This window comes from Paraburkholderia piptadeniae (genome assembly GCF_900007165.1).
Taxonomy (GTDB): domain Bacteria; phylum Pseudomonadota; class Gammaproteobacteria; order Burkholderiales; family Burkholderiaceae; genus Paraburkholderia; species Paraburkholderia piptadeniae.
The window spans coordinates 15,344-32,512 of the sequence record NZ_CYGY02000049.1 but is presented as its reverse complement, the minus strand read 5'-3'; the positions used below and the strand labels follow the sequence as shown (position 1 = coordinate 32,512).

At 65.2% G+C, this 17,169-nt stretch carries 17 protein-coding genes; 14 read left to right on the top strand and 3 right to left on the bottom strand.

The genetic code is table 11. The features are described 5' to 3' along the window. The first annotated feature begins 29 nt into the window (after positions 1 to 29). Genes BN2476_RS24940 through BN2476_RS24930 form a run of 3 tightly spaced genes read left to right on the top strand, consistent with a single transcriptional unit; the run spans position 30 to position 3,359 of the window. Complete coding sequence (locus BN2476_RS24940; protein WP_087736838.1) at positions 30 to 839, top strand: LolA-like protein; 810 nt, start codon at positions 30 to 32, stop codon at positions 837 to 839. Positions 840 to 864: 25 nt separating this feature from the next. Then, complete coding sequence (locus BN2476_RS24935) at positions 865 to 1,686, top strand: LolA-like protein (RefSeq protein WP_087736837.1); 822 nt, start codon at positions 865 to 867, stop codon at positions 1,684 to 1,686. Between the two features lie 2 nt (positions 1,687 to 1,688). Beyond that, positions 1,689 to 3,359 carry a c-type cytochrome gene (locus BN2476_RS24930; protein WP_087736836.1) on the top strand — a complete coding sequence of 557 codons (1,671 nt, stop codon included), beginning with the start codon at positions 1,689 to 1,691 and terminating at the stop codon, positions 3,357 to 3,359. A gap of 34 nt (positions 3,360 to 3,393) precedes the next feature. Here BN2476_RS24930 and BN2476_RS24925 read toward each other — a convergent pair whose 3' ends face one another. Further along, positions 3,394 to 4,032, bottom strand: coding sequence for a lytic transglycosylase domain-containing protein (locus BN2476_RS24925; protein ID WP_087736835.1), 639 nt, complete (start codon positions 4,030 to 4,032; stop codon positions 3,394 to 3,396). Positions 4,033 to 4,157: 125 nt separating this feature from the next. Further along, on the bottom strand, positions 4,158 to 4,388 hold the full coding sequence (locus BN2476_RS46560) for a hypothetical protein (RefSeq protein WP_160111750.1): 231 nt from the start codon (positions 4,386 to 4,388) through the stop codon (positions 4,158 to 4,160). Between the two features lie 200 nt (positions 4,389 to 4,588). On the opposite strand from BN2476_RS46560, the gene BN2476_RS24920 reads away from it, so the two are divergent. Continuing rightward, a complete protein-coding gene (locus tag BN2476_RS24920; protein ID WP_087736834.1) occupies positions 4,589 to 5,380 on the top strand; it encodes a response regulator in 792 nt (263 codons plus the stop codon). Between the two features lie 66 nt (positions 5,381 to 5,446). Here the strand turns inward: BN2476_RS24920 and BN2476_RS24915 are convergent, their stop codons facing one another. Beyond that, positions 5,447 to 6,589: a sensor histidine kinase gene (locus tag BN2476_RS24915; RefSeq protein ID WP_087736833.1), complete on the bottom strand. Its 1,143-nt coding sequence runs from the start codon at positions 6,587 to 6,589 to the stop codon at positions 5,447 to 5,449. A 276-nt stretch (positions 6,590 to 6,865) separates the two neighbouring features. Here BN2476_RS24915 and BN2476_RS49960 point away from each other — a divergent pair, with 276 nt between their 5' ends. From BN2476_RS49960 to BN2476_RS24865, 10 genes are all read left to right on the top strand, one after another. Next, positions 6,866 to 7,870: an SCO family protein gene (locus tag BN2476_RS49960; protein ID WP_087736832.1), complete on the top strand. Its 1,005-nt coding sequence runs from the start codon at positions 6,866 to 6,868 to the stop codon at positions 7,868 to 7,870. 22 nt (positions 7,871 to 7,892) lie between these two features. Beyond that, positions 7,893 to 8,585, top strand: a complete 693-nt coding sequence (locus BN2476_RS24905; protein WP_087736831.1) for a response regulator — start codon at positions 7,893 to 7,895, stop codon at positions 8,583 to 8,585. A 153-nt stretch (positions 8,586 to 8,738) separates the two neighbouring features. Next, positions 8,739 to 9,188, top strand: coding sequence for a type II secretion system major pseudopilin GspG (gene gspG, locus BN2476_RS24900; RefSeq protein ID WP_173819662.1), 450 nt, complete (start codon positions 8,739 to 8,741; stop codon positions 9,186 to 9,188). Between the two features lie 43 nt (positions 9,189 to 9,231). Next, positions 9,232 to 10,434, top strand: coding sequence for a type II secretion system F family protein (locus BN2476_RS24895; protein WP_087736830.1), 1,203 nt, complete (start codon positions 9,232 to 9,234; stop codon positions 10,432 to 10,434). Positions 10,435 to 10,448: 14 nt separating this feature from the next. Beyond that, positions 10,449 to 12,200 carry a GspE/PulE family protein gene (locus BN2476_RS24890; protein WP_087736829.1) on the top strand — a complete coding sequence of 584 codons (1,752 nt, stop codon included), beginning with the start codon at positions 10,449 to 10,451 and terminating at the stop codon, positions 12,198 to 12,200. Further along, positions 12,181 to 13,134, top strand: a complete 954-nt coding sequence (locus BN2476_RS24885; protein WP_087736828.1) for a hypothetical protein — start codon at positions 12,181 to 12,183, stop codon at positions 13,132 to 13,134. Before BN2476_RS24890 ends, BN2476_RS24885 begins: the two co-directional genes overlap by 20 nt. Further along, positions 13,131 to 13,661, top strand: a complete 531-nt coding sequence (locus tag BN2476_RS24880; RefSeq protein ID WP_087736827.1) for a hypothetical protein — start codon at positions 13,131 to 13,133, stop codon at positions 13,659 to 13,661. The genes BN2476_RS24885 and BN2476_RS24880 overlap by 4 nt, the downstream gene beginning before the upstream one ends. A gap of 11 nt (positions 13,662 to 13,672) precedes the next feature. Continuing rightward, positions 13,673 to 14,239, top strand: a complete 567-nt coding sequence (locus BN2476_RS24875; RefSeq protein WP_087736897.1) for a hypothetical protein — start codon at positions 13,673 to 13,675, stop codon at positions 14,237 to 14,239. Further along, complete coding sequence (locus BN2476_RS24870) at positions 14,236 to 14,841, top strand: hypothetical protein (protein ID WP_087736826.1); 606 nt, start codon at positions 14,236 to 14,238, stop codon at positions 14,839 to 14,841. Before BN2476_RS24875 ends, BN2476_RS24870 begins: the two co-directional genes overlap by 4 nt. 98 nt (positions 14,842 to 14,939) lie before the next feature. Continuing rightward, a complete protein-coding gene (locus BN2476_RS24865; protein ID WP_438942900.1) occupies positions 14,940 to 17,168 on the top strand; it encodes a secretin GspD/PilQ domain-containing protein in 2,229 nt (742 codons plus the stop codon). The last annotated feature ends 1 nt before the right edge of the window (position 17,169 follow it).

Genomic DNA, 17,169 nt, shown 5'->3' with positions numbered 1-17,169 from the left:
GTGCGCGGCGCGACATTGAGGAGATCGACATGACTCGGGGCATTCTGATGGCGGTTTGCACGACGGGCGCGATAGCGGCGAGCGCGGTCTCGCACATCGCGCTGGCGGCGGGTGGCGGCGGCATGAGCGCGGCGCAGGTCGTCGAGCGCAACGTGGCCGCGCGCGGCGGATTGCAGGCGTGGCGCGCCGTCGGCACGATGACGATGAGCGGACAGATCGATGTCGGCGGCAAAAAGCCCGTCAAGCTGCCGTTCGTCATGACGATGAAGCGGCCTCACAAGAGCCGCTTCGAGCTGAACTTCGACAACCAGATCGCGTTCCAGGTCTACGACGGCACGCAGGGGTGGAAGGTGCGGCCGTTCCTCGGCCGCAATGTCGCGGAGCCTTATACGGCGGCTGAAGTGAAATCGGCGGCGGAAACGGCGGACCTCGACGGCCCGTTGATCGACTATGCGGCGAAGGGCAGCCAGGTCGCGTTGCGGGGCATGGATACCGTCGAAGGGCACCGTGCATACAAGCTTCTGCTGACGACCAAAGATCACGCGCAACGGCACGTGTGGATCGACGCGTCGAGCTATCTCGAGCTGAAGATCGAAGGCGATCCGCGCAAGCTCGACGGCCGGATGCATGCCGTTTCCGTCTACTACCGCGACTATCGCCGCGAGAATGGACTGATGGTGCCGCATCTGCTGGAGACGCAGGTGAAGGGCGTGAAGCAGAAGCATCAGATGACGATCGAGCGCGTCACCGTGAACCAGCCCGCCGACGATGCGCTCTTCGCGAAGCCGCAGTTGCCCGCGCAGCCGCAGTCCGCGCCCGCGAAGGTCGCGGGCAGATGACGTTGCGCGTTCGAGGGGGCCGATCATGAAACGCTTCACGTCATGGCTGCTGGCGGGCTGTGTGTCCGCGCTCGCATGGGCGCAGATGCCCGCCGCCGAGCAGTTGCTCACGGTCGACGAGGTCATCGCGAAGAACGCGGCCGCGCGCGGCGGCGACGAAGCCTGGCGCAAGGTCCGCACGATGATCTGGATGGGACATGTCGAAAGCGCCAATGCGCCGAATCCGAACGCGCCGTTCATGCTGGCGATGCGGCGGCCGAGCAGCACGCGCTTCGAGATCACGGCGATGAACCAGCGGATCGTGCGCATATTCGACGGCAAGGAAGGCTGGAAGATACGGCCGTCGTCGGGCGGCGCGCCGGATGTGCAGCCTTATACGCCGGCGGAAATCCGCTATGCGCGCGACGAGCAGGTGATCGACGGGCCGTTGCTCGATCACACGGCGAAGGGCATTGCGGTGGCGCTCGACGGCATGGATGCCGTCGAAGGGAAGAACGCTTACCGGCTTGCCGTGACCTTGCCTTCGGGCGCGCATCGGCATGTGTGGGTCGATGCCGCATCGTTTCTCGACATCAAATACGATCGCGAAGCGCCGAGCCTGTCGCGCACGCCCGTCACGATCGAAGTGACGTATCGCGACTTTCGCGAAGTCGATGGCTTGCAGGTGCCGTTCGTGATCGAAAGCGGCGTGACGGGCGCGGCGAAAAAAGACAGGCTCGTGCTCGAACGGGTCTCGGTGAATCCGCCGCTCGAGGACGCGATGTTCATCAAGCCCGCGTTGCCGGGGCGGCGCGCATCGGTGGCCGTGGGCGTGAGCGGCATGCCGGCGCTGCGTCGCGTGCCTTAGCCATGGCGCGCGGTCTCGTCGCGAGGGCGGATGCGTTGGCGCAGCGCCTGCTGCGTGTGCTGTTATCGAGCGCGCTCGCCGCGGGCTTGCTGATGTGCGCGCATCACGCTCGCAGCGCGCCGCCCATCGATGTCGGCGAGGCAATCTTTCGCGACGGCATCGCAGGCGATGGCCAACCCGTCGAGGCGACGCATCAGGGGCAAGTCGCGATGCGGGGCGCGACGGCGGCCTGCGTGAACTGCCATCGGCGCAGCGGGCTCGGCTCGAAGGAAGGCAACACGACGATCCCGCCCATCGCCGCGCAGTATCTGTTTCATCCACCCGCGCAGAGCCCGGACGAACTCACGATACCGTTCATCGACGGCGTGCGCACCAGCCGCGAGCCCTATACGGAAGCGACACTCGCGCGCGCGATCCGCGAGGGCATCGATTCCGAAGGCAAGCCGCTCGGTTATCTGATGCCGCAATTCGCGCTCGATGACGCGGATATGCATGCGCTGATCGATTACCTGAAGACACTCGACAGGCGCAGAGCGCCCGGTGTGACGGATACCGTGCTGCACTTCGCGACGATCATCACGCCCGACGCCGACCCGGTGAAGCGGCACGGGATGCTCGATGTCCTCGAACACTATTTCGCCGACAAAAACGCGGCGCCGCTCGGCGCGACGCCCGCGCTGCGCTCGTCGCGCAAGATGATGTTCATGGTCAATCGCCGTTGGGAGCTGCACGTGTGGGAACTGCACGGCGCGCCGGACACATGGCAGGCGCAGTTGCGCGAGCATCTCGCGCGGCAGCCGGTGTTCGCCGTGCTGTCGGGCCTGGGCGGCAGGAACTGGGGGCCCGTTCACGACTTCTGCGAGCGCGAACAGGTGCCGTGTCTGTTTCCGAATGTCGAAGTGCCCGTCGAAAGCGAGCACGATTTCTATTCGATGTATTTCTCGCGCGGCGTGCTGCTCGAAGCGGAACTGATCGCGAAGCGAATACGCGAGCCGTCGAGCTCCTCATCCGGGCGCCCCGTCAAGACGGTGATCCAGGTCTACCGGGCGGGCGACAGCGGCGAGGCGGCGGCCCAGGCGCTCGCTGCGGATCTCACGAAGCAGGGCGTTGCTGTCGAGAATCGCGCGCTACCCGTCAATGCGCGCGTCACGACGGCGCTGCACGGCGCGGCGCATGCGGACGCGCTCGTGCTTTGGCTCAGACCGCCCGACATCGCCGTGCTCGGCGATGCGCCGCCCGCTTCGACGACCGTGTACCTGTCCGGGCTGATGGGCGGGCTGGACCGCGCGCCGTTGTCTTCGCGCTGGCGAGACAGCGTGCGTATCGCGTACCCCGTCGATCTTCCGCAAGGCCGGCGTGTGCGCGTCGACTATGCATTCGGCTGGTTCGCGATACGGCACATTCCCGTCGTCGATGAACGCGTGCAGGCCGACACCTATCTCGCGTGCGGGCTCCTCGCGGAAACATTGAGCCATATGGTCGATGCGTTCGTGCGGGACTATCTCGTCGAACGCATCGACGACATGCTGGAGCATCGCATTCTCACGGGCTACTATCCGCGCCTGACGCTCGCGCCCGGTCAGCGCTTCGCATCGAAAGGCGGGTATATCGTGCGCTTCGCGCAAGCCGACCCGCTGCGCGTCGTCGCGGATAGCGACTGGATCGTGCCATAGCGCCACGCGTTGCGCGCGCCATCGCGGTTTGCGCTCAACTGCTGGCAGGCAGCATCCGCCGGTATTTTTCGAGCACGCGCGGCACGTAGGCGCGCGTTTCGGGAATCAACGGAATCCGATAACCGGCGCGTATCACCGCGTTTTCTCCGGCGTTGTAAGCGGCGAGCGCCAGCTCCATGTCGTCCTTGAACAGATCGAGCAGGAAGCGCAGATAGCGTGCGCCCGCGAGCACGTTGTCGCGCGGATTGAACATGTCGCCATCGGAGAAGCGGCGCGCGGTATCGGGCATCAGCTGCATGAGGCCCAGCGCGCCTTTATCGGAAACGGCGCGCGGGTTGTAGCGCGATTCCACGTCGATGACCGCGCGCAACAACTCGGGCTGCACGTGGAAAGTCTCGCTTGCCTCCGCGATCACGGTTTCGAACTGTGCGCCGTCGACGCGAGAGGATGAAGTGCTGCCTCGCTCTTTCGCGCGGCTCTCGGATGCAGGCGCGGCGACGATCAGCGACATGCCTGCCTTGCCGGGCGTATCGGTCAGCACGACGGCGCCCGTTTTGTCGACCTTGCCGAAGATGTCGGCGTGCGCAGGCTGCGCGAGCGCGAAGAACACAACCAGTACGGCGGATGGCGCGGACGCCGGGTGAGCTGGTCGTGTCGCTGCATGCCCGCGCATGATCGTTCTCCGCTGGTGCTCTGATTGTGTTGCGCGGTCCAGCGGGCAGCAATGGGGCGAGCCCCCCTTTTTCGGACGCGCAAGCGGAGGGCTTTCACCCACTGTACAGAAACGTTACAGGTAAGTCAGGTTTGGCGGAGGGCGTGCTTTGCCAGCGTATCGACGAGTGATGCGAGCATGGAAAGCAATTCAGGCGGCTCGAACCGGCTTGGGTGGAATCTGCCAAAAGACTCGCGGTTTGGCGTCGATTTTCTCTTTTGGCCGATCATCACGGAGCTTTGAAATCGGGAGGAACGAATCAGAAATGAAACGTTTTTGAGCGCAATTTTTACCGGCACTTGACGTTTCTTAAACAACCTGACACTGGTACAGGCCGCGCGAAACTGGCAAGAAGCTTGCTGTTTATGGGGCAAACGCGGGCCGGGACCGGGCTTGGGTACGCGTTGTCAGGTATACGAAATATATGAGTAATACTCACGAAGGAAACAATAGAAAGAAGAAGAATTTTGTGCTCGCTGCTCCATAGCCCGCACACTTCGGAAACGAGGAGCCGAACGTGAATATCAAACATCGGGTGATCATCGCAGAGGACCACGACCTGCTGCGCAATGGACTGCGTTCGATGCTATCGGCGCAGGGCGAATACGAAGTGATCGGCGAGGCGCGCGACGGGAAGGAAGCGTGTCAGCTTGCCATGACGCTTGCGCCTGACCTGATCCTGATGGATCTGTCGATGCGCGGCATGAACGGCATCGATGCGACGGCGGCCATCAAACGGCGATCACCGCTCGTGCGCATCATCGCGTTGACGGTGCATCAGAGCGAGGAGTACGTGCGCGAAGCGTTGCGCGCGGGTGTCGACGGATATGTGCTGAAGGACGTGTCGTTCGACGAATTGCTCTTTGCGATGCGTACCGTGATGCACGGCAAGAAGCATTTGAGCGCCGACGTCTATGGCTTCATGGTCGACTCGTTCGTGACGGGACGCGAGATCGCCTCGCCGAAGAAAGCGTGGGACCTGTTGACGGCACGCGAACGCAGCGTGTTGAAGCTGATTGCGGAAGGGCGGACCAACCGGCAGGTGGGCCAGTATCTGAATCTGAGTCCGAAGACGATCGAGAAGTATCGCGCGAGCGTGATGCACAAGCTCGCCATCGAGAACGTCACGGAACTGGTGCTCGCGGCGATCAGCATGGGACTGCTGACGTCGCTCGCATCGAAATGCGCGGAGCCGGAAACGGACGACAAGCTGTATCACCTGCCCGTCGCCGGCGCGCAGGCCGACGAGGATACGGGTGATGCGCAGAACGGCGCGATGCCGCGCCTGAGCGGCACGGCGGCGGGCTAGTGCAGTCCGCGCTGCTGCGCGTCGAGCAACGCCGCAAGCACGGAGTAAAGACGTAAAGACGCAGCACTAAAGACGCCAGCGCGCGGACACTTCGGTGCCGCCGTGATTGCATGCGTTCATCGTGAATGCGCCGCCTTGCGCTTCCACACGATGCTGCATGCCGATCAGGCCGAGCCCATTCGAACTGGCGTCGTCCGGGCGAAGCGGATGTGTGTCGTAGCCGGCGCCGTCGTCGCGTATCGATAGAAGCAGATGCGCGGCTTCGCGCTGCAACTCGATGCGGATCTCCGAAGCGGCTGCATGCTTGACGATGTTGTTGAGCGCTTCCTGCACGATGCGAAAGATGTCTGCCTTCAGATGCTCGGGGATTTCGCTATCTTCGACGCCGCACGACAGGACGACGCGCAATGTCTCGACGCTTTGCTCGACACGCCGGCAAAGCGTGCTCAGTGCAGCGGGCAGCCCCAGGCGCTCCAGCGCGAGCGGCCGCAATTCCCCGCATATCTGCCGCATTTCGCCAATCGTGTCACGTACCTGAAGCACTGCTGCATCGAGCAGTTGCGCGGCATCGTCGGCCTGTCCGCGTCGCAGACGCATGCGCGCATCCTCGACCATCAGCTTGATCAGCGTCAGCGCCTGGCCCATGCCGTCGTGAAGCTCGGCGGCAAGGCGTTCGCGTTCGCGCTGCTGGCCCCGCGTGAGCCAGATCGACCGCCTGTACGCATCCTTATGTGCCTCTTCGAGCGGCGTCGTTTCGCCATACGCGGGCAACGGCTCGACGAACAGCAAGAGACGCAGAGGCCGCAGATGCGTATGCGCATCGCCCGAGGCAAACGTCTGCTGATACACATGCAAGAGCATCCGATGGCCGGTTCGGCCTGCGAGCGTCACATCGAACGAGCGAAAGGGCTCATTTGCATCGACGACGTGCAGCTGCCGTTCGACTTCCGCGCGGTCCTCTTCGTGCGCGATGTCGGCGAGGCGCTTGCCGGCGAGTTCGGCGCCCGTGTAGCCGAGCAGCGCCGCAGCGCTGCGATTCATGCTGACGATGGCGCCGCCCGATGTCGTCACGGCAAGCGCTGCGCCGCGCGCATCGCTGACGTGCGCCGATTGCGGCTCGGTGTCGCGCATGGCTTTGCCCAGCTTGCGCATCGCGTCGATCAGATCGCGCAGCCTCACGGGCGGTTCAGGCGGCGTAGTGGCATCCATGGGCGCTCCCGGCTGGTTGACCCGAAAAACTCTGAAGCCGCTCGGGGATTGTAGGCTGCGAGCCGCACGCGCCGCAACGGGTCACGTGCTGCGATACGTACGGGGAATACCGTACCTCATGCGGCGGGTCATCCCGCAGGTGGAAGTCTCCTACCGTGCTTTGGGTAGCTTCATCCAATGACGCTCCCAACCCGATTGACGAGACTGAACGAGCAAGGGCGAATTGCGCGCCGGGCCCTGGTTCGCAGCCCGTTGCTTCATGAAGAGGAGGTTGCGATGAACACCCACAAGCTCGTAATCGGCGCGCTCGTCCTGACGGGCGCGGGACTGACCGCGCAAGCCGCGGTGAGCGCCGACGCGCAACAGACGCCCACGGCCGATGCGCAGATGGAGGCGCAACATCGCGACGCTTTGATGAACATGGACGAGGCCAACGCCGATGATGCCATTGCCGATGCCGTCGAGAACAGGCGTGATGACACGATGCAGGACAGTGCGTCGAAAAATGCCGCGATGGAAGGCCTGACGGCAAAACAGCGAGTGATGAAGGAGGCTGCGTCGGCGGGCATGGCCGCACAGGACACGACGACGGAAGAAGCCGCCCCTCATGCCCACGCGATGCCCGCCGACATGCCGATGGACGGGATGCCGATGCCCGCCGCGCACGACGCGACGGCGCCCGCCGACACGATGCCCACTCACGACGACCAGTCGAACGACAAGCTTCACTCGATGACGGACGGACACGAGATGCACGCTCATCATCACGACATGGCGCCGGGCACGACGCGCACGACGGCCGACTACACGTTGCCGTCCGTCACGCTCGTGCGCGACGACGGCAAAGCCGTGTCGCTCGTCGACGAACTCAACGACGGCCGCCCGGTCGTGCTGACTTTCATCTACACGTCATGCACGACGATCTGCCCGATGATCAGCCAGACCTTAGAGCAATTGCAGAACGAACTGGGCAGCGAGCGCGACAAGGTTCACATCGTGTCGATCTCCATCGATCCCGAAGAGGACACGCCCGCGCGGCTGAAGGCCTACGCGGAGCGCTTCGGCGCGGGTCCGCAATGGCAGTACTACACGGGCACGGTGGAAGCGAGCGTCGCGGCGCAGCGCGCGTTCAACGTCTATCGCGGCGACAAGATGAACCACACGGCCGTCGCATTCTTCCGCGCCGCGCCGGGCAAGCCGTGGCTGAGGCTCGACGGACTCGCGACACCCGACGAGCTGTTGAGCGCGTATCACGAGGTCGTCGGCAGCAACGGTTCTTGAACCCGCTGTGCGGAGGTGCAACGTGGAGAAGATCCACCGTGTGCTGATTGCCGAAGACCAGCCGCTGCTGCGCGGCGGACTGTGCTCGATGGTCCGCGCGCTGCCGCAATACAGCGTCGCCGGCGAGGCGAGGGACGGCGTCGAGGCGTGCAGTCTCGCCATGTCGCTGCTCCCCGATCTGATCCTGATGGATCTGTCGATGCCGGGCAGGAGCGGCGTCGAAGCGATCGCGGACATCAAGCGGCAGGCGCCGCAGATACGGATCATCGCGCTGACCATCCACGCGAGCGACATGCACATGCGCGAAGCGCTGGCAGCGGGTGTCGACGGCTACGTGCTCAAGGACACATCGTTCGACGAACTCGTCGAAGCGATGCGCGTCGTCATGCTCGGCCGGCCCAACGCGACCCTCGACGAATACGGCGCGCGGCACGGCGAGCCGCCCGGCCTCGCGTCGAACGTGCAGCACGCGCAGACCTGGAGCGCGCTGACCTGCCGCGAGCGCACTGTGCTGCGCCTCGTCGCGGAGGGCTGCACCAATCGCGAAGTGGGGGAGCAACTGCGCCTGAGCCCCAAGACCATCGAGAAACATCGCGCGAGTCTGATGCGCAAGCTCGGCGTATCGAATGCGACGGGACTCGTGCGCGTGGCGTTCGAACTCGGCGTGCTCGCGCTGCCCGAGGAAGCGGGCAATGGGGTGAACTACTTCATCTGAGCTGCGAGGAACTGGAGGGTCTTTACCCATCCGTTTGCACGAGTCTCCCTACTTAGCGCGCATGCGGACGTGAACAAGAATGCACTCAGGCGTCCTGGCCGCGCGAAGCGCGGCAGTCATAGGGAGAACAACAACGTGAGCGACATCCGGTTCATGTCCCCATGCGGCAAGCCCGGCGCCGCGCGTGCACGACAGGCCGCAAGCGAGGGCGGCTTCACGCTGCTCGAACTCCTCGTGGTCATGGTCATCATCGGTCTTCTGGCGGGCCTCGTCGCTCCGCGCTACTTCGAGCAGGTCGGCAAGTCGAATACGAAGATCGCGCGCGCCCAGATCGAATCGCTCGGCAAGGCACTCGATCAATACAGGCTCGATGTCGGCGCCTATCCGACCACGGAAGAAGGCTTGCAGGCGCTGATGACGAAGCCGCAGGACGCGCCGCACTGGAGCGGCCCCTATCTGCAGAAGGCCGTGCCGCCCGACCCTTGGGACCGCCCCTATCAGTACCGCGCGCCCGGCGAACACGGCGACTACGACCTGTATTCGTATGGCAAGGACGGCCAGCCGGGCGGTTCGGGTGAGAACTCGGACGTGATGTCCTGGTAAAGGGAACGGGGCGCCTGAGCAGGGCGATGCGAGGAGAAGCGACGTGAAGTACGTGCTGCGGGTCTTCGATACGAGCGGGGCGGTGCAGACAGTGCGCGTCGAAAGCGATTCGACGGCGGCTGCCGCAGCGCTCGCGCGCGCACGAGGATTGAGAGTCGTGTCGGTGCGCGGCGAACGCGGCGGTACGCAGTTGCGCATGCGCGCGCCTGCGCTTGTGCGCGGCAAGTTCAACGTCGAACTCTTCGCGCGCGAACTCGCGGCCCTGCTGTCGGCGGGCGTCGGTGTCGTCGATGCGCTGCGCACGCTCGCAAGCAACGAGCGGCGCGAAAGCTCGGCGGGCGTCTATCGCGGATTGCTGCGGCGTCTCGAAGAAGGGCAGTCGTTGTCGGCGGCGCTCGAACAGGCCAGCGACGTGTTTCCCGCCGTGCTCGTCGCATGCGTGAAGGCGAGCGAGCAGACGGGCGGTCTCGCGGACAGTCTCACGCGCTATTCGCGCAACAGCGCGATGCTGCACGAGTTGCGCTCGCGCGTCGTATCGGCGGCGATCTATCCGACGGTGCTGCTGGTGGTGGGCGCCGTCGTCGTGCTCTTCCTGCTGGGATTCGTCGTCCCGCGCTTCGCGACGCTGCTCGAACATAGCGGGCGCGAGCTGCCGCTTCTTTCGCAACTGCTGATCGCGTGGGGCAGCCTGGTTCACGCGCATGACAAGACGCTGGCGATCGCGCTCGCCGTGCTGACGATCACGGGCGCCATCATTCTGCGCCGTCCGTCCACGCGAGACTGGATCGCCGATCGCATGCTCGCGTTGCCCGGCATCGGCCAGTACTTCCGCGTGTTTCGCCAGTCGCAGTTCTTTCGCACGACGGCGATGCTCGTCGACGGCGGCATTCCCGCCGTGCGTGCGTTCGATCTGGCGAGAGGACTGGTCGGCCGTTCCGATCAGGTGGCGCTCGGCCGCGCGCTCGATCAGGTGCGCAACGGCTCGAAGATTTCCGATGCGTTCCAGCAGGCGTCGCTGGCCGACGCGATCACCTACCGGCTCCTGACCGTCGCGGAGAAGACGGGCGGTCTCGGCCCCGTGCTCGACCGGATCGCCGCGTTTCAGGAAGCGCAGGTTGCGCGCGCAATCGATCTGATTTCGCGGCTGATCGAGCCCGCGATGATGATCTTCATCGGCGTCGTGATCGGCGGCATCGTCGTGCTGATGTACATGCCGATCTTCGAAATCGCGTCGAGCGTTCAATAGCAGGCGAGGGCGTCATGGACACGGCGAGCATCGCGAACGGCATCGACGGCACAGGCAGCGTCGATCTGCGCGACGCGTTGCGCGTGCTCGCAGAACGGCATGGCTCGGGCGTGCGCGCGCTCGAGGACCTGCTCTCGCAAACAGCGGCGAGCCCGGATGAAGTGCTCGCGCGACTCGCCGCGCAATGTCACATGCAGCCCGTCACGATGCAAAGACTGAACGGCATGCAGCCGGACTTCGACATCGTGCCGTTCGTCGAAGCGACGACGCGTCTGTGCATCTGCTTTCGCGATCCCGAAGCAGGCGGTTCCGAAGCACACAATTCCGACGCACGACATGGCCTGCTGTTCGTGATCGCCGATCCGCTCGACCGGCGCACGCGCGGCAGCATCGAGCAGCGCATGCGCGCGCGGCCCACGGTGTCTTATCGCTGGGCGCTTGCGAGCGTCGGCGATATCACCGCGTGGCTCGCGGTGCGCGAGAAGGACGTGCGCGCGATGGACTCGCTCGCGCTTGACCAGACGAGTCAGCATGCCGCCGATCCCGCGTCGCTCGCGTTGACGCTGCAAGGCATCAGCAGCGACGACAGCGCCGTCGTGCGCCTGCTCAATTCGACGATCTACGACGCGCTGAAGATGATGGCGAGCGACATTCACCTCGAATGCCGCGCCAACGGGCTGATGATCAAATGCCGCGTCGATGGCGTGCTGACGGTGGTCGGGCGCGTCGAAGGAAGAGATGTCGCGGATCAGGTGCTGTCGCGCGTGAAGGTCATCTCCGAACTCGATATCGCCGAGCGGCGCGTGCCGCAGGACGGGCGTTTCAAGGCCGTCTACGCGGGCCGCGAAATCGACTTCCGCGTGTCGATCATGCCGAACCAGTTCGGCGAGGACGCGGTGTTGCGCATTCTGGACCGCTATCAGCTATCGCAGGCATCGGGTGGGCTCACGCTCGAAGCGCTGGGATTTCAGCAGGAAGACACGCGCTTCATGCGCACGGTCGCCGCGATGCCTTACGGCATGTTGCTCGTGACAGGGCCGACGGGCAGCGGCAAGACCACGACGCTTTACGCGATCCTCACGGAGATCAACGACGGCCTCGAAAAAATCGTGACCATCGAGGACCCCGTCGAGTACCAGTTGGGCGACATCCTGCAGATTCCCGTCAACGAGGCGAAAGGGCTGACCTTTGCGCGCGGCCTTCGCTCGATTCTGCGTCATGACCCCGACAAGATCATGGTCGGCGAAATCCGCGACCCCGAGACGGCGCAGATCGCGGTGCAGGCCGCGTTGACGGGCCACCAGGTTTTCACGACAGTGCACGCGAACAACGTGTTCGATGTGATCGGCCGCTTCACGAACATGGACGTCGATCCGTACAGCTTCGTGTCGGCGCTCAACGGTGTGATTGCGCAGCGGCTGTTGCGGCAGTGCTGCCCCGATTGCGTGACCGAGGACACCGTCGACGCCGACACGCTCGCGCGCTCGGGAATCGATCCGGATTCGGCGGGCGGCTATCTGTTCCGGCGCGGCACGGGATGCGCCGCGTGCCGTGGCAGCGGTTATCGCGGACGCCGTGCCGTCGCGGAGGCGCTGCGCATGGACGATGAACTTCGCCAACTGCTCTCGGAGCGCGCGCCGCTCACGCAGATCAAGGCAGCCGCATTCCGTCAGGGCATGAAGACGCTGCGCGGCGCGGCCGTCAAGCTCGTGCGGCAGGGCGAGACGACGCTCGAGGAGATCAACCGTGTCACCATGGTCGAATGATTCGTCCGGCAGGGGCGTCGATGTCGGCATCGGCACGCGCGAGATTGCCGTGAGTCCGCGCGCGTCGCGTTCGCTGCGCTGGATGCGTTTTCGCAAGGCAGCGCCGGCGAGCAAACCGCGCAGCGTGCTCATGCCCGACGCGCAGCACTTCACCGAGACGGGCGTATTCGACGCCTTGCGCGCCGCGCTCGATCCGTCATCCGATGACGGCGCGCCACCCGCAAAGCGGGCGCCTTCGCGAAACCGTGGCGCGCACATCGTGCTCGACGACTTCTGGGGCAATCACGCGATATTGCGCGGCGACTTCCGTACGCTGCGCACGCGCGAGATCGACGAGGTCGCGCGCGCGCATTTCGTCGATACGTATGGCGTCGATGCCGAAGCGATCGTCGTGCGCGCCTGCGTGCAGCGCGGCGGCCGCGCGGCGTTCGCGAGCGCGTTGCCGCGCACGCTGTCCGATGGCATCCGCGAGACGGGCACGGCGGCGGGCGTCGATGTCGAGGCGCTGAAACTGTGCCTGCCGGAAATGCTCAATCGCACGCTGAACAAAGTCCCTCAAGCAAACGCGATGCTCGTCTTCGCGGCCGATGCGCTGATGCAGGCCGTGCTGATCGAAGCGGGCCACTGGGTCGGCTACGACGCGCAGCGTCTGTTCGATGGCGACGCAAACGATCCCGCGCGGATCGCCGCGCTCGCCGAGCAGGCGTTCGAGCATTGCGCGGAAGGCTCGAAGGCGAAACGCCAGGACTGCGCGCTCGGCCTGTACGGCTTCGATGTCGACCTCGCGCCTCTGCAAGCAGGCTTCGCGAGCGTGACCGTGCTTGCATCATCCGCTGCGGATACGGGCATTGAGCCACGCAACGAAGGAAGCAACGAAGCAGGCGACAAGACAGGCCCGAGCTTCGCGTGCCGTCTGCTGGAGTACGCGAAATGATCGAGCCGCTTCGCATCGACTTCGCTCGCAACCGGCCGCGACTCGCGCCGGCGGGGCTCGTCATGCTCGGCGTTGCCGTCGCGCTGCTGCTCGCGAGCGGCGTGCTGCTGTGGCGTGCCTACGACGACAACGATCGCGTCCAGGAGCGGCTCGAAGAAGCGCGGCACCGGCTGTTCGCGAAGACACATCCCGTCAGGGCGCAGGCCACGCCCGCCGCGATGCATGCGGAAAAGCAGAGCCTCGCTGTATTGCGCGAGCTGACCGTGCCGTGGCAGGACCTGCTGTCGATCCTCGAAGACTATCCGGATCACGACGTCGCGCTGATCGGCATCGACCACAATCCCGTGCAGAGCCAGATACGCATCACGGCGGAAGCGAAAAACTTCGACGCGATGATCGCGTACCTGCGCTACCTGCAATCGAGCAAGCTGCTGCGCGAGGCCGTGCTCAACGATCACGAGATCGAAGCCAACGTACCGGGCACGCCTGTCCGGTTTCAGATCACCGCAGTATGGAGCCGTTCATGAACGAGCCGCTCATGAACGCCGATTCCGTGCGCGAGCGCCTTCTGACCTTGCGCTTCGAACTGGTGCGCCGCTTCGGCGTGCCGGGACTCGCGGGCGTCGTGTTGCTGTGCGCGGCGGCCGTCGTGGCGAACGGCGCGATGCGCATGCAGGCCGGCACGCGCGATCTGTCGAATGAAGTCAGCCCTGCGCGAGCCGCGAAGAAGCCGGACGTTGCCGGCGATGCGCGCGCATCCACCGATGCAGCGATGCTGGAGACCTTGCCGGATCTCTTTCCGCGCTTTGCCCATAGCGCGGACGACATTGCGGCGATACTCGCGCGCGCCAGCGAGAACAACCTCACCGTGGGTTCCGCCGAATACCTCGTCGTCGCCGACTCGGGTGGACGATACGTCCGCTATCAGATGCTGCTGCCCGTCAAGGATCAGTATGGCGCCATCCGGCGTTTTCTTGCGTCGGTGCTGAACAACCTGCCGAACGCGGCCTTGCGCGAGATACACGTCGAACGGCCCGCCGTCGACGGCAGCGTGCTCGATGCGCGGGTCCGGTTCGAACTCGTCTACGGGACGGCGCGGCCATGAACCCGAACCTCGTTCGCCGCGGAGTGCTCGGCCTGTGCCTGATCGCAACGATCGCACTTTCGGTGAAGGAGTGGCGTGCGTCGCAGGGTTCGGCGGCGATGGCGGCCGTGAACCCCGCGCGCCATGCAGCAACGCTGCCGTCATCGTCCGCGCGCGACGCGACGAAAGAGCGCCGTGCGAAAGCGCCGGGGAAAACGGCAAACGCAGCGAGCACGGCCACGCCGCTCGTATCGCATGCAGCGGATACGCTGGGCGCAAGGCTCGCGGCATTGCGCAAGCCCATGTCGCTCGAATCGCGCAACAACCCGTTTGCCGCCTCGTCGTGGCTGCCGCCGCCTCCCGTGGTGCAGGCGCCGCCCGAGCCGCCGCCCCCGCCGACCGCACCGCCCATGCCCTATGTGTACCTCGGCAAGCTGGATGGGTCGACGCTCAAGCCGCGCGTATTCCTGAGCAGTGGCGACCAGTTGCTGATCGTGTCGCAGGGCGAAATCGTCGATGGACAGTATCGTGTCGAGTCGATTTCCGATGGCGATGTCGTGCTGACCTATCTGCCGCTGAATCAGAAGCAGGTGATCTCCATACCAGGGGAAGGAAAACAATGACAGCCGCATGCAGCCGCGATGGGTGCCGCAACGGGGACAGCGGCTCGCCGACGCGCTATCCGCCCGATCCAGCGTCCCCCACGCGCCGTTCGCGAGGCGTGCCTCACGTGAAGCGGCAGGCCGCGTGCATCGCGCTGGCCGTGCTGGCGCTGGGCGGCTGCGTGACCCAGCCCGCGACGCGCCAGAGCGATCCCACCAACGCGCAATTGCAGATCGACTATCTGCACGACCGCGACGGGCGCGTGAATGCGCTGCTCGACGACGCGGAAGCGTACCGCGCGAGCTACCAGTACGACCTCGCCGCGCAGAAGCTCGGCCAGGCGTATCAGATCGATCCAACGAGTGAGCGCGGCCGCAAGATCGGCGCCGCGGTCGATCGCGACCGGCGCGATCTCACCGCCTTGCAGGAAGCCGACCGCATGATGCAGCGCGGCTCGTACGCGCTCGCGGAACAACGCGTGCATCGCGTGCTCGCGCAGAACCCGACCAATCCGATGGCGCAGCAGATTCTCAAGGAGATTCAGGACAAGCGCAATCAGCAGCGCGCGCTGAAGGAGGAGAAGATCGCCGCGTCGTCGATCATGCGTACGCCCGTCACGCTGCAGTTCCGCGATGCCAACGTGCGCATGGTGTTCGAAGCGCTGTCGAAAACGACAGGCCTCAATGTGATTTTCGATCGCGACGTGCGCGCCGACCTGAAGACGACGATCTTCGTGACGAACGCGACGCTGCAGGACACCGTCGACATGATCCTGATGCAGAGCCAGCTCGACAAGAAACAGCTGAACGCGAATACGCTCTTCATCTATCCGGCGACACCCGCGAAAGAACTCGAATATCAGGAGCTGAAGGTACGCACGTTCCAGCTGTCGAACGTCGACGCCAAGCAGATTCAGGGCTTGCTCAAGAGTCTGCTCAAGCTCAAGGAAGTCGTGGTCGACGAACGCGCGAACACCGTCACGATACGCGGCACGCCCGATACGATACGCGTGGCCGAGGAGATGATCGCCGCGCAGGATATCCCCGAGCCCGAGGTGATGATGGAAGTGCAGGTGCTCGAAGTCTCGCACGACCGCATGACCAACCTCGGCATCGAATGGCCGAATACGTTCACGATGGCGACGCCCGCGACGGCCAACACATGGGGCGAGCTGCATCATTTGCCCATCAACGCGCTGAACGTGAGCGGGCTGTCCGCGACGGCCAACTTCAAGCTCAGCGACACCGACGCCAACCTGCTCGCCAGTCCGCGCATCCGTGCGCGCAACAAGGAAAAGGCGCGCATTCTGATCGGCGACAAGGTGCCCGTGATCTCGAGTTCGAGCACGCCGAGCACGAGCGGGCCGTCCTATACGCAGATGGTCCAGTACCTCGACGTCGGCATCAAGCTCGAAGTCGAGCCGCAGGTCTATCGGGACGGCGATGTCGGCATCAAGCTGAACCTCGAAGTGAGCAACATCACAAAGGTGATTCAGAGCGACAACTCGCAGGCGGGGCTAACGACCCTCGCTTATCAGATCGGCACGCGCAATGCGTCGACGAGCTTGCGCTTGCGCGACGGCGAAACGCAGATTCTCGGCGGGCTGATTTCCGATCAGGACCGCGAGACAGCCGACAAGGTGCCGGGCCTCGGCCAGTTGCCCGTGCTCGGGCGGTTGTTTTCCAATCACAACGGCGATCACGTGAAAACAGAGATCGTGCTGCAGATCACGCCGCATATCGTGCGTCCGCAGACAGCCGCCGACGCGGATACGCAGGAAGTGTGGTCGGGCACCGACGTCAACGTGCACGCCGACCAGTTGCGGCTCGATCCCGTCGTCGCGGAACTGGAGCCGCCCGCGCCGAGTCCCGTGATCCGCAAGCCGGGCAGCGTGGGCGGGGGCACGACGGGAGGCGCGGCCGCCACGCCGCACGGCAGCACGCAGAATCGGCCGGGAACGTCGCCGCCCGCCAGCGCATTTGGCCAGCCGCCCGTGCAGCCGCGTACGACGCCGCCTCCGCAGCCTTACGGCGGGCGCTATTCGACCTTGCCTCCGCCGCCGCCGGCGGGCGGAGCCGCGCCGCCTGCCAACGAAGGCGCGCCGCCGCCTGCCGGGCAGGGCGCGGGCGAGGCGCCGGCGGGCAGCGAGAACAGCAACGTCAATGCAGGCGCGCCGTCAAACGCTTACGCCGCGCCATCGAACGCCTACGCCGCGCCCGCTGTGCAGGGGGCGCCTCCGCCACCGCCCGCGCCTGCCGCGCCCGCGCCGCCGCCGATGCTCGTGATGCCGCCTGGCGACATGCCCAGCGACAACCCGCTGCGCTCGATCCAGAACGGCGGGTACTAGA

Bases quoted from the DNA above. Each gene is read 5' to 3' on its own strand.
- BN2476_RS24940 (WP_087736838.1), top strand. From the start codon at position 30: ATGACTCGGGGCATTCTGATGGCGGTTTGCACGACGGGCGCGATAGCG.
- BN2476_RS24935 (WP_087736837.1), top strand. From the start codon at position 865: ATGAAACGCTTCACGTCATGGCTGCTGGCGGGCTGTGTGTCCGCGCTC.
- BN2476_RS24930 (WP_087736836.1), top strand. From the start codon at position 1,689: ATGGCGCGCGGTCTCGTCGCGAGGGCGGATGCGTTGGCGCAGCGCCTG.
- BN2476_RS24925 (WP_087736835.1), bottom strand. From the start codon at position 4,032: ATGCGCGGGCATGCAGCGACACGACCAGCTCACCCGGCGTCCGCGCCA.
- BN2476_RS24915 (WP_087736833.1), bottom strand. From the start codon at position 6,589: ATGGATGCCACTACGCCGCCTGAACCGCCCGTGAGGCTGCGCGATCTG.
- BN2476_RS49960 (WP_087736832.1), top strand. From the start codon at position 6,866: ATGAACACCCACAAGCTCGTAATCGGCGCGCTCGTCCTGACGGGCGCG.
- gspG (WP_173819662.1), top strand. From the start codon at position 8,739: ATGTCCCCATGCGGCAAGCCCGGCGCCGCGCGTGCACGACAGGCCGCA.
- BN2476_RS24890 (WP_087736829.1), top strand. From the start codon at position 10,449: ATGGACACGGCGAGCATCGCGAACGGCATCGACGGCACAGGCAGCGTC.
- BN2476_RS24880 (WP_087736827.1), top strand. From the start codon at position 13,131: ATGATCGAGCCGCTTCGCATCGACTTCGCTCGCAACCGGCCGCGACTC.
- BN2476_RS24875 (WP_087736897.1), top strand. From the start codon at position 13,673: ATGAACGCCGATTCCGTGCGCGAGCGCCTTCTGACCTTGCGCTTCGAA.
- BN2476_RS24870 (WP_087736826.1), top strand. From the start codon at position 14,236: ATGAACCCGAACCTCGTTCGCCGCGGAGTGCTCGGCCTGTGCCTGATC.